The organism is Pseudomonas sp. Z1-14 (assembly GCF_051132005.1).
Classification (GTDB): Bacteria; Pseudomonadota; Gammaproteobacteria; order Pseudomonadales; family Pseudomonadaceae; genus Aquipseudomonas.
In genome coordinates this window covers 4598865-4610800 of sequence record NZ_CP071646.1, presented here as the reverse complement: position 1 = coordinate 4610800, position 11936 = coordinate 4598865, and the positions used below count along the sequence as shown (strand labels likewise).

Annotated in this window: 7 protein-coding genes; 4 read left to right on the top strand and 3 right to left on the bottom strand. The window is 61.9% G+C overall.

Features of this window, described 5'->3' with window-relative positions; all coding sequences use genetic code 11:
• The first annotated feature begins 162 nt into the window (after nucleotides 1-162).
• The 4 genes from hrpA to J3P89_RS21195 all read left to right on the top strand — a co-directional run bounded on the left by hrpA (nucleotide 163) and on the right by J3P89_RS21195 (nucleotide 8474).
• Nucleotides 163-4074 carry an ATP-dependent RNA helicase HrpA gene (hrpA, locus tag J3P89_RS21210; protein ID WP_434695563.1) on the top strand — a complete coding sequence of 1304 codons (3912 nt, stop codon included), beginning with the start codon at nucleotides 163-165 and terminating at the stop codon, nucleotides 4072-4074.
• A gap of 334 nt (nucleotides 4075-4408) precedes the next feature.
• Nucleotides 4409-5530 (top strand): beta-ketoacyl-ACP synthase III, encoded by a 1122-nt coding sequence (locus J3P89_RS21205; protein ID WP_434695562.1) that lies wholly within the window; start codon nucleotides 4409-4411, stop codon nucleotides 5528-5530.
• 369 nt (nucleotides 5531-5899) lie between these two features.
• Nucleotides 5900-7210, top strand: a complete 1311-nt coding sequence (locus tag J3P89_RS21200) for an OprO/OprP family phosphate-selective porin (protein WP_434695561.1) — start codon at nucleotides 5900-5902, stop codon at nucleotides 7208-7210.
• A gap of 139 nt (nucleotides 7211-7349) precedes the next feature.
• Nucleotides 7350-8474 carry a GNAT family N-acetyltransferase gene (locus J3P89_RS21195; RefSeq protein ID WP_434695560.1) on the top strand — a complete coding sequence of 375 codons (1125 nt, stop codon included), beginning with the start codon at nucleotides 7350-7352 and terminating at the stop codon, nucleotides 8472-8474.
• 165 nt (nucleotides 8475-8639) lie between these two features.
• On the opposite strand, the gene J3P89_RS21190 is transcribed toward J3P89_RS21195, so the two are convergent.
• The 3 genes from J3P89_RS21190 to J3P89_RS21180 all read right to left on the bottom strand — a co-directional run bounded on the left by J3P89_RS21190 (nucleotide 8640) and on the right by J3P89_RS21180 (nucleotide 11929).
• Nucleotides 8640-10472 carry an ABC transporter ATP-binding protein gene (locus J3P89_RS21190; RefSeq protein WP_434695558.1) on the bottom strand — a complete coding sequence of 611 codons (1833 nt, stop codon included), beginning with the start codon at nucleotides 10470-10472 and terminating at the stop codon, nucleotides 8640-8642.
• A gap of 85 nt (nucleotides 10473-10557) precedes the next feature.
• A complete protein-coding gene (locus J3P89_RS21185) occupies nucleotides 10558-11121 on the bottom strand; it encodes a peptidylprolyl isomerase (RefSeq protein WP_434695557.1) in 564 nt (187 codons plus the stop codon).
• Nucleotides 11122-11125: 4 nt separating this feature from the next.
• Nucleotides 11126-11929, bottom strand: coding sequence for an alpha/beta fold hydrolase (locus J3P89_RS21180; RefSeq protein ID WP_434695556.1), 804 nt, complete (start codon nucleotides 11927-11929; stop codon nucleotides 11126-11128).
• Nucleotides 11930-11936: the final 7 nt, after the last annotated feature.

The window sequence follows — 11936 nt, the reverse complement described above, 5'->3', positions numbered from 1 at the left end:
TGCGTTCTCTCCGTCACATCGCGGTGCCGAATACAGCTGGGGGCTGCTTCGCACCCCAGCGGGAGCAAGCTCCCTCGCCACAAAAGCGCTAGCGCTCGGCGTCCGGTGCGCAAATCTGCGACAATCGCCCCCTTGCTCAAACCGACGACCCCTGCGTACCTGATGACTGACCAAGCCCCCGCTATCGACAAACTGCTGAAGAACCTCGATCACGCCATGCTCGCCGACCGTCACCGGTTGCGGCGGCAGTTGCTCGAGCTGCGCAAGAAACCCGACGAGGCCAAGCTGGCCCAGTGGGTGACGCGCATGCAGGCATCGTGCGACCAGGTGCTGGCGCGCAAGGCGAGCGTGCCGTCGATTCGCTACGATGACAACTTGCCGATCGCGGCCAAGCGCGACGAGATCAAAGAGGCGCTGCTCAAGCATCAGGTGTTGATCATCGCCGGCGAAACCGGCTCGGGTAAAACCACCCAGTTACCGAAAATCTGCCTGGAAATCGGTCGCGGCCAGCATGGCTTGATCGGCCACACCCAACCACGCCGGATCGCCGCCCGCAGCGTGGCGAGCCGGGTCGCCGAAGAGCTTGGCACGCCGTTGGGGGCATTGGTGGGTTACCAGGTGCGCTTCGAGGACCAGAGCGATGCCAACACGCTGATCAAACTGATGACCGACGGTATCCTGCTGGCCGAGACCCAGAACGATCGCTACCTCGAACGCTACGACACGATCATCGTCGACGAGGCCCATGAACGCAGCCTCAACATCGATTTCCTGCTCGGCTACCTCAAGACCCTGTTGCCGCGCCGTCCGGACCTGAAGGTGATCATCACTTCGGCGACCATCGACCTGGAACGCTTCTCCAAGCACTTCGATGACGCGCCGATCGTCGAAGTCTCGGGCCGTACCTTTCCAGTGGAGACCTGGTATCGCCCGTTGACGCTGGAGCAGGACGAGGAGGGCAATCGGGTCGAGGACGACTTGACCGTCGACCAGGCGATCCTCGCCACCCTCGATGAAATTGCCGCCCATGAACGCAGCGAGCGCCGCAGCCCCGGCGATGTGCTGGTGTTCCTGCCGGGCGAGCGGGAGATTCGCGACGCGGCGGAGATGCTGCGCAAGGCCCAGCTCAAGCACACCGAAATCCTGCCGTTGTACGCGCGACTGTCGCCGGCCGAACAACAGCGGATCTTCCAGTCGCACCCGGGACGACGTGTGGTGCTGGCAACCAACGTCGCCGAAACCTCGCTGACCGTGCCGGGCATCCGCTACGTGATCGACAGCGGCACCGCGCGCATCAGCCGCTACAGCTACCGCGCCAAGGTCCAGCGTCTACCCATCGAAGCCATTTCCCAGGCCAGCGCCAACCAGCGCAAGGGCCGCTGCGGACGAGTCGAGCCGGGGATTTGCGTGCGCTTGTACAGCGAAGAGGATTTCCTTGGCCGGCCGGAGTTTACCGATCCGGAGATCCTGCGCACCAACCTGGCGGCGGTGATTCTGCAGATGCTGCATCTGCGCCTCGGCGAGATCACTGACTTTCCGTTTATCGAGCCGCCGGATGGCAAGGCCATCAGCGACGGTTTCAACCTGCTGCAAGAGCTTTCGGCGGTGGACCGCAACAGCCAGTTGACGCCGTTGGGGCGTCAACTGGCGCGCTTGCCGGTGGACCCGCGCATGGGCCGCATGTTGCTGGAAGCGGCGAAACTGGGCAGCCTCCAGGAAGTCCTGATCGTTGCCAGTGCCATGTCGATCCAGGATCCGCGCGAACGCCCGCCCGAGCGCCAGCAGGCCGCCGACCAGGCCCATGCGCAATGGAAGGATGCGGATTCGGACTTCGCCGGGCTGGTCAATCTGTGGCGCGGCTTTGAAGAACAGCGCCTGGCCCTGACCGCCAGCCCCCTGCGTAACTGGTGCCGCAAGAACTTCCTGAATTACTTGCGCCTGCGCGAATGGCGCGATTCCCATCGCCAGTTGAGCCTGATCTGCCGCGACATGCAGTTGGGCCTCAACAAGGAACCGGCCGATTATCCGAAACTGCACAAGGCGGTGCTCTCGGGCCTGTTGAGCCAGATCGGCCAGAAAACCGAAGACGGCGATTACCTCGGTGCGCGGCAGCGACGCTTCTGGGTCCATCCCTCGTCCGGGCTGGGCAAGAAGCGCCCGCAGTGGCTGATGACCGCCGAACTGGTGGAAACCACCAAGTTGTATGCGCGCATGGTGGCGAAGATCGAACCGGACTGGATCGAACCGCTGGCCGGGCACCTGATCAAGAAAAACCACTTCGAACCCCATTGGGAGAAGAAGCGCGGGCAGGTGGTGGCTTACGAGCAGATCACCTTGTTCGGGCTGATCGTGGTCGGTCGCCGGCCGGTGCACTACGGGCCGGTGGACCCGGTGGTGTCCCGCGAACTGTTCATCCGCGAGGCGCTGGTGCGTGGCGAAATCCAGTCCCGGGCCAAGTGCCTGAGCGCCAACGCCCGATTGCTGGAGCAGCTTGACGAACTCGAAGCCAAGGCCCGTCGCCGCGACATCCTGGCGGACGAGGAGACCCTCTTCGCCTTCTACGATGCACGCCTGCCCGCCGAGATCCACCAGACCGCGACGTTCGATAGCTGGTACCGGATCAACAGCCAGAAAGACCCGCAGCTGTTGATCATGCGCGAAGAAGACGTGCTCGCTCGCGAGGCCAGCGAGGTGACGGCCAATCTGTATCCCGACACCTTGCGCGTCGGCGACCTGACCTTGCCGTTGAGTTATCACTTCGAGCCCAACCACCCGCGCGATGGCGTGACGCTGCGGGTACCGGCGCCGCTGCTGCCGATGTTGCCGCCGGAGCGCCTGGAATGGCTGGTGCCGGGGATGATCGAGGCCAAATGCATTGCCCTGGTGCGCAACCTGCCCAAGGCTTTGCGCAAAAACTTCGTGCCGGTGCCGGACTTCGTCAAGGCGGCGTTGCAGCGCATCACGTTTGCCGAGGGCTCGCTGCCGCAGTCCCTGGGGCGCGAGCTGCTACGCATGACCGGCGCACGGGTCAGCGACGAAGCCTGGGCGGAAGCGGCGCAGCAAGTGGAAAGCCATTTGCGCATGAACCTGGAAATCGTCGACGGCCAAGGCAAGTTCCTCGGCGAAGGCCGCGACTTGGCCGAACTGACCGCGCGTTTTGCCGAAGCCAGCCAGGCCGCCCTAGCCGTGCCGCAAACGGCGAAGAGCCAGGAACCGGTGGAAGCGAAAATCTTCGCGCCAGTGGCGGAAAAAACCCAACAGAAGATCGCCGGGCTGTCGATGACGGTGTACCCGGCGCTGGTGGAAGAGGGCGGCGTGGTCAAGGAAGGGCGTTTCCCGACCCCGGCCGAAGCCGAGTTCCAGCATCGCCGCGCCTTGCAACGCTTGCTTATGCAGCAACTGGCCGAAACGGCGAAATTTCTTCGCGGCAAGCTGCCGGGCCTGACCGAACTGGGCCTGCTATATCGCGAACTTGGGCGCATCGACGGTCTGGTGGAAGACATCCTGCTGGCGAGCCTCGACAGTTGCGTCCTCGAAGGCGAGCCGAGCCTGCCACGCGACGGCGCCGCGCTGGCGGCCCTGGCCGAACGCAAGCGTGGCGGCTGGACCGAGCATGCCGAACGCCTGGCCAGGCTGACCCTGGATATCCTGAAACTCTGGCACGGCCTGCAAAAACGCTTCAAGGGCAAGATCGACCTGGCCCAGGCCGTGGCGCTGAACGACATCAAGCAGCAGCTCAGCCACCTGGTGTACCCAGGCTTTGTGCGCGAAACCCCGCATCATTGGCTCAAGGAACTGCCGCGCTACCTCAAGGCTATCGAGCAACGCTTCGAGAAGCTCGGCAGCCAGGTACAGAAGGACCGGGTCTGGAGCGGCGAGCTGTCCAACCTCTGGGCGCAATACCAGGCCCGCGCCAGCAAGCATGCCCAGGAAGGCAAGCGCGATCCGCAGCTGGAACTGTACCGCTGGTGGCTGGAGGAATACCGCGTATCGCTGTTCGCCCAGCAACTGGGCACCAAGGTGCCGATTTCCGACAAGCGCCTGAGCAAGCAGTGGGGGTTGGTGGAGGCTTAGAGTCGGCGTACGACCTGTGGGAGCGAGCCTGCTCGCGAAGGCGGTGGTCCAGCCGGCATTGAAGGTGACTGACACTCCGCTTTCGTCGGATCGCCGCCCGGAGCAGGCTCGCTCCCACAGGTTTCATGCCTGGTGAAAGGGAGAATGGGCCAAACGCCAGCGTTTATGGCAAACTTCGCGCCTATAAATGCCGGTCCCGTGGTTTTGGCTTCAATGCCACGGGCGGATCGGAATAAAGCGATGCCAGGTCTGCTCCCACGGGATGGGAAAGACCCTTTGCGTGTTGGTACGTCGGTGCCAATACTTTCTGCCTGAACAGATCAGAGACACGACCATGCATAACGTCGTCATCAGCGGCACCGGCCTGTATACCCCAGCCAACAGCATCTCCAACGAAGAGCTGGTGCAGTCTTTCAATACCTATGTCGCGCAGTTCAACGCCGACAACGCCGAGGCCATCGAGCGCGGCGAAGTCGAGGCATTGACCGAGTCCAATGCGGCCTTCATCGAAAAGGCTTCAGGCATCAAGAGTCGTTTCGTGATGGACAAGGACGGTATTCTCGATCCCAAGCGCATGACGCCGCGCCTGCCGGAGCGCTCCAACGAAGAATGGTCGGTGCTCTGCGAAATGGCCGTCGGCGCCGCGAAACAGGCGCTTGAGCGTGCCGGCCGCAGCGCCGCTGATATCGACGGCGTGATCGTTGCCTGTTCCAACCTGCAGCGTCCCTATCCGGCCATTGCCATCGAAGTCCAGGAAGCTTTGGGTATCGAAGGGTTCGGTTTCGACATGAACGTGGCCTGTTCTTCGGCGACCTTCGGCATCCAGGCCGCCGCCAACAGCGTACAGCTGGGCCAGGCCCGGGCGATCCTGATGGTCAACCCGGAAGTATGCACCGGCCACTTGAATTTCCGTGACCGCGACAGCCATTTCATCTTCGGCGACGCAGCCACGGCGGTGATCATCGAGCGGGCGGACCAGGCGACATCGCCGTACCAGTTCGACGTGGTCAGCACCAAGCTGCTCACCAAGTTCTCCAATAACATCCGCAACAACTTCGGCTTCCTCAACCGCGCGGCGCAAGAGGGCATCGGCACGCGGGACAAACTGTTCGTCCAGGAAGGCCGCAAGGTGTTTCGCGACGTTTGCCCGATGGTCGCTGAATTGATTGGCGATCATTTGCAGGAAAACCAGCTGAACGTCGGCGAAGTGAAGCGTTTCTGGCTGCATCAGGCCAACCTGAGCATGAACCAGCTGATCGTCCGCAAGCTGCTCGGGCGCGAAGCCAGCGAGGAAGAAGCCCCGGTGATTCTCGACCGCTACGCCAACACCAGCTCGGCGGGTTCGGTGATTTCCTTTCACCTGTACCAGGACGACCTGACCAGCGGCTCGGTCGCGGTGCTCAGCTCGTTTGGCGCCGGTTACTCGATCGGCAGCGTGATATTGCGCAAGCGTTGATCCGGACTGCTTGATTCGTGGCGAGGGAGCTTGCTCCCGCCGGGCTGCGCAGCAGCCCCCTGCGTCCTACAGATACATCGCAGTGCCAGATAGAGTTTGGGGCTGCTATGCAGCCCAGCGGGAGCAAGCTCCCTCGCCACGAAAGCAGCTTGATCGTTGCTTAACCGCTCTAGCTTGCAGCTCGCGGCTTGCCTCTCGAAGCTGCTCTTTTGTTATTCCCATTCGAAGTAAAAAGTTCCGCTGTCATAAAATCTTTATGTGATAGCAACTCGCCTGACACAACCCATCGCCAAGATCCCCTCCCAACACCAGCGGGCCCAGTTCCGCGTGTTTTCTAACGCATAGACTACCAACTAGGGGAATTCTTCGATGATCCGTAAGCACTTCGCAGGTTTTGCCGCCAGCGCTCTGGCAATGGCAGTAACCGCCCAGGCTTTCGCCGGCACCGTAACCACCGACGGCGCCGATATCGTGGTCAAGACCAAGGGCGGCCTGGAGGTCGCTACCACTGACAAAGAGTTCAGCTTCAAGCTCGGCGGTCGTTTGCAGGCTGACTACAGCCAGTTCGACGGGATCTACACCGACAATGGCAATTCGGCAGACGCCGCCTATTTCCGTCGTGCTTTCTTGGAACTGTCCGGCGTGCTGTACACGGATTGGGCATACACCATCAACTACGACATGTCCCATAACACCGGCGATTCCGATAACGGCTACTTCGACGAGGCGTCTCTGGCCTATAACGGTTTCAAACCGGTTTCCATCAAGGTTGGCCGTTTTGACCCAGACTTTGGCCTTGAAAAAGCCACCAGCTCCAAATGGGTCACCGCGCCTGAGCGAAACTCCGCCTACGATCTGGTCGATTGGGCCATGGACAAGCAGAACGGTATGGGTATCCAGGCATCCAGCACTTTCGCTGATTCGTTCTATGCTTCGGCCGGCGTGTTCAGCAAGGACAATGACGATGCTGACGGCGACAGCGTCAAGCAAGTCAACGGTCGCTTTGTATTCGCGCCGATGCACGAAGCCGGCAACGTGCTGCACTTCGGTTTGAGCGTGGCCTCCCGTGACGTCTCCGACACTGCGTTCGATGCTCGTTATCGCTCCCGCCTGGGCATGCGTGGCGTTGAAACCCTGGGCGGCAACGATGCCGGTCCTAACGGCAACCGTCCGGTCCTGGGCGGCGCGAGCAACTCGCCGGCCGGTTCGTACGACACTGACACCGCCTTCGGCCTGGAAGCCGCTTTCGCTATGGGGCCAGCGTCGATCCAGGGTGAATACATCTCGCGCAAGACCAAGGCTGACAGCGACGCCTTCGAAGACCTCAAGGGCCACGGCTTCTACGTCCAGGGTGCCTACACCCTCACCGGCGAGTCCCGTGGTTATAAAGTCGGCAAGTTTGACGCGATCAAGCCACAGAACAAATCCATCGGTGCCTGGGAAGTGTTCTACCGCTACGACAGCATGACCGTCGAAGACGACAACATCACCACTGCCTCGGCGACCCGCGAAGTGGGCGATGCCGAAGCCAAGGTGCACAATCTAGGTGTGAACTGGTACGCCAACGAAGCGGTGAAAATCACCGGTGCCTACGTCAAGGCCAAGACCGACAAGGTCACCAACGTCAACGGCGATGACGACGGCGATGGTTTTGTTGTCCGCGCTCAGTACGTGTTCTAAATCGCTTTGACTTGATACACCGCTGCACTTTCATCCGTTATGCTCCTTTGAACCCCGCCTCTGGCGGGGTTTTTTTATGTCCGACCGGCCTGGATCGGCGATACTCGGGTAATCCGCCGCCTGGATATCGAGGAACCGCATGCCGCTTCACGTCCTGGACAACCTGTCCGCCATCGCGTCACTCGAGTGGGACGCGTTGGTGCCCGCCAATCAACCGTTCCTGCGCCACGCTTTTTTAAGCACCCTTGAAGACAGCGCCAGCCTGGGCGCGCATTCCGGCTGGCAGCCCGAGCACCTGTTGCACATGGAAGACGGACGGCTGCTGGCGGCCCTGCCCAGTTACCGCAAGTGGCATTCCTACGGCGAGTACGTGTTCGATCATGGTTGGGCCGACGCCTGTGCCCGGGCGGGCATCGACTATTACCCCAAGCTGTTGACAGCGGTGCCGTTCAGTCCGGTCAGCGGGCCGCGGCTGCTGGCGGCGTCAGTGGAGGACGGTCTGGAATTGCTCGGCAGCCTGCCGGGTTATCTGGAAATCGAAGGGCTTTCCAGCGCTCACATCAACTTCACCGATGCCTTTACCGATGCGGCGCTGGCCGGTCAGGACGGTTGGCTGCAGCGGATCGGTTGCCAGTATCACTGGCAAAATCGCGGCTATCGGGATTTCCAGGATTTCCTTGATGCGCTCAGTTCCCGCAAGCGCAAGCAGATGCGCAAGGAGCGCGAGCAAGTGGCAGGGCAGGGCATCGAGTTCGAGTGGCTCGAAGGCCATCAACTGGACGAGGCGCAATGGGATTTTGTCTACGCCTGTTACGCCAATACCTATGCGGTGCGTCGGCAAGCACCTTATCTGACCCGGACATTCTTCAGCCTGCTGGCCGAGCGCATGCCCGAAGCCATTCGCGTGGTGCTGGCCAAGCAAGGTTCGCGGCCGGTGGCGATGGCATTCAGCCTGGTCGGTGGCGACAGTTTTTACGGCCGTTACTGGGGCTGTCTCGCGGAGTTCGATCGCCTGCACTTCGAGACGTGTTTCTACCAGGGCATGGACTATGCGATCGCCAACGGCCTGCAGCGCTTTGACGCCGGAGCCCAGGGCGAGCACAAATTGATTCGCGGGTTCGAGCCGGTGATTACCCGCTCGTGGCACTACTTGCGCCATCCGGGCCTGAAGGCGGCGGTGGCGGATTTCCTCGTGCGTGAGCATGAGGGCGTGCTGGCGTATGCCGAAGAAGCCAGGACAGCACTGCCGTATCGGCAGTGCTGAGGATGTTATGAAACCCCGTGGCGAGGGAGCTTGCTCCCGCTGGGCTGCGCAGCAGCCCCAAAAAATCTGAATCCAACCATGAAGCTGGACCGGGCCCCAAGGGGGGCGCTGTGCACCCCAGCGGGAGCAAGCTCCCTCGCCACGGGTTTTGTGCGGACTCCGGAGTCAATCAATCCCGACAAATCCACCCGTCTGATGCTGCCAGAGCCGCGCATACAGCCCGCCATGGGCCAACAGCTCGGCATGGCTTCCGGTCTCGGCGATGTGGCCGTTTTCCAGTACTACCAGTCGGTCCATCCGGGCGATGGTCGAGAGGCGGTGGGCGATGGCGATCACGGTCTTGCCTTGCATCAGCGTCTCGAGACTTTCCTGGATCGCCGCTTCGACTTCCGAATCCAGCGCGGAGGTCGCTTCGTCCATGATCAGGATCGGCGCATCCTTGAGCAATACCCGGGCGATGGCGATGCGTTGGCGCTGGCCACCGGAGAGCTTCACGCCGCGCTCACCGACGTGCGCATCGAAACCGCTGCGGCCTTCGGCGTCCGACAGCAACGGAATGAACTCATCGGCACGGGCCTTGTGCACCGCTTCCCAGAGTTGCGCGTCGGTGGCGTCGGGCTTGCCGTAAAGCAGGTTGTCGCGGATCGAGCGGTGCAGCAGCGAGGTGTCCTGGGTGATCATGCCGATGCGTTCGCGCAGGCTTTCCTGCCCGACATGGGCAATGTCCTGGCCGTCGATGAGGATGCGTCCGCCCTGCACGTCATAGAGGCGCAGCAGCAGGTTCACCAGCGTGGATTTACCCGCGCCGGACGGCCCGATCAGGCCAATTTTCTCGCCGGGCCTGATGGTCAGGTTCAGGTCGCTGATCACGCCGCTTTTCTTGCCGTAGTGAAAATCCACATGTTCGAAACGCACCTCGCCACGGGCCACCGCGAGCGGCTTGGCCTGCTCGCGGTCGGTGACGCTGACCGGCTGGGAGATGGACTGCAAGCCGTCCTGGACCATACCGATGTTTTCGAAAATGCCGGTGACCACCCACATGATCCAGCCGGACATGTTGACGATGCGGATCACCAGGCCGGTGGCCAGGGCAATGGCGCCGACGCTGATGAGCGATTGCGTCCACAGCCACAGCGCCAGGGCCGTGGTGCCGACAATCAGCAGCCCGTTCATGCTGGTGATGACCACGTCCATGCTCGTCACCACGCGGCCGGCCAACTGGGCTTTCTCGGTCTGTTCCTCGATGGCTTCGCGAGCGTATTGCTGTTCGAAGTTGGTGTGGGCGAACAGCTTCAGGGTGGTGATGTTGGTGTAGCCGTCGACGATCCGGCCCATGAGCTTGGAGCGCGCATCGGAGGACACCACGGAGCGTTCCTTGACCCGTGGCACGAAGTAGCAGAGCGCGCCGATGTAGGCAGCGATCCAGGCCAGCAGCGGGATCATCAGGCGCCAGTCGGCTTCGGCGAACAGCACCAGTGAGCTGATGGCGTAGATCAGCACGTGCCACAACGCATCCACGGCCTGTACCGCCGAGTCGCGCAGGGAGTTGCCGGTCTGCATGATGCGCTGGGCAATGCGCCCGGCGAAGTCGTTCTGGAAGAAATTCAGGCTCTGCTTGAGCACGTAGCTGTGGTTTTGCCAGCGGATCAGGCTGGTCATGCTCGGGCTCAGGGTCTGGTGCACCAGCAGGTCATGCAGGGCCACGAAGATCGGCCGGAACACCAGTGCGACCACCGCCATCCAGGCCAGCTCGAGGCCGTGCAGCTTGAAGAAGTCGGTGTTGGGCGTGGCCTGGGTCAGGTCGATGATGCGGCTCAGGTAGCTGAACAGCGCCACTTCGATCAGCGCGCCGATCAGGCCGACCACCAGCAGTGCGGCGAAGCTGGGCCAGACCTGTTTCAGGTAATACGTGTAGAAGGGCAGGACGCGGTTCGGCGGGGCCGAGGTCGGGGCGTCGCGGAAGATGTCGATCAGTTTTTCAAAACGGCGGTAAACCATGGGGTACATAGCCCGGGCGGGGGCTCTCCTTTTTTGCGGTGGGCGGCGCGGGGTTGCCGGCGCCGCTCAGGCTTGCCCTGTGGGTTCAGTCGATGCGCTTGGCCGACTTGATGATCACAGGATCGACCGGCACGTTTTGCATGCCTGATTTAGTGGTGGCCTGGGAGTTGACGATGATGTCCACCACGTCCATGCCCTTGACCACCTTGGCGAATACCGCGTAGCCGGCGTCGCGGCCCGGGTCGAGGAAGGCATTGTCGGCCACGTTGATGAAGAACTGGCTGGTGGCCGAATCCGGGTTGGATGTGCGGGCCATCGACAAGGTGCCGCGAACGTTATGCAGGCCGTTGCTGGCTTCGTTCTTGATCGGTGGCTTGGTCTCTTTTTGTTGCATCTGCTGGGTGAAACCGCCGCCCTGAGCCATGAAGCCCGGGATCACGCGATGGAAAATCGTGTTGTTGTAGAAGCCGCTGTCGACGTACTCAAGGAAATTCTTGGTACTGATGGGCGCCTTGACCGGGTCCAGTTCGATTTCGATCTGGCCGTTGGTGGTGTCCAGCAGGACGTGTGGTGCCTTGGCCGGCGTGGCGGCCATCAGGTTGGCGGCAAACAGTACGGTGCCGGCGGCGAGGGCGATTTTTTTCAGCATGGGTTCAGTGATCCTGGGTAGTGGAATCGGTTGCGGTCAAGAATTCGAGCAGGGTCTGGTTGAAGCGTTCGGGTTGATCCAGGGGCGTAGCGTGCCGTGAATCGGCGATGACTGCCAGTCGTGCGTCAGGCAGCAGTTTTACATAGGCCTCTTTCAGCGCCACCGGGGTGTAGTCGTGGTCGGCGCAGATAATGAGGGTTGGACAGGCAATTTGCGCCAGGCGTTCCTGCACGCCCCAGCCGACAATGGCGTCGAAACTGGCGAGATAGGCACCTTTGTCGTTCTCTGCCCAACGCCGGGCCATTTCCAGGCGCAGTTCGGTTTGTTCGGGCTTGGGGAACAACTTCTCGCCGAGGGCCTTGCCGATGGTTTCCAGGCTCAGCAGGCGCATCAGGCTCCAGCGCTTGAACCATTGCCAGCAATCGTCGGGCGTACGGACTTTGACTTCAGGGGCACTGTTGACGATGCACAGGCTCCTGACCCGTGCGGGTTCGTCCACGGCCAGCTGGAAACAGATCATGCCGCCCATGGACCAGCCCACCAGGTGCACCGGGCCGAGATCGAGGCGCTCGATCAGGGCGCCCAGGTCGGCGCTGAAGCCCGCGATGCTGTAGGGCTCGCGCGGCTTGTCGGAGCGGCCGTGGCCGCGCACATCCATCACGATCAGGCGGTAGTGGCGCGACAACACGGGAATCTGCTTTTCCCAGTCGCGAGTGCTGGAGCCCAACCCGTGGACCAGCACCAGCGGTTTGCCGTGGCCATATTCCTCATAGTGCAGGCTGCAACCTTCATGTTCGAAAAAGGCCATCGGCGAG

Coding starts and splice junctions, on each gene's coding strand:
- J3P89_RS21180 (WP_434695556.1), bottom strand. CDS start 11,929: ATGGCCTTTTTCGAACATGAAGGTTGCAGCCTGCACTATGAGGAATAT.
- J3P89_RS21195 (WP_434695560.1), top strand. CDS start 7,350: ATGCCGCTTCACGTCCTGGACAACCTGTCCGCCATCGCGTCACTCGAG.
- J3P89_RS21190 (WP_434695558.1), bottom strand. CDS start 10,472: ATGGTTTACCGCCGTTTTGAAAAACTGATCGACATCTTCCGCGACGCC.
- J3P89_RS21185 (WP_434695557.1), bottom strand. CDS start 11,121: ATGCTGAAAAAAATCGCCCTCGCCGCCGGCACCGTACTGTTTGCCGCC.
- J3P89_RS21205 (WP_434695562.1), top strand. CDS start 4,409: ATGCATAACGTCGTCATCAGCGGCACCGGCCTGTATACCCCAGCCAAC.
- hrpA (WP_434695563.1), top strand. CDS start 163: ATGACTGACCAAGCCCCCGCTATCGACAAACTGCTGAAGAACCTCGAT.
- J3P89_RS21200 (WP_434695561.1), top strand. CDS start 5,900: ATGATCCGTAAGCACTTCGCAGGTTTTGCCGCCAGCGCTCTGGCAATG.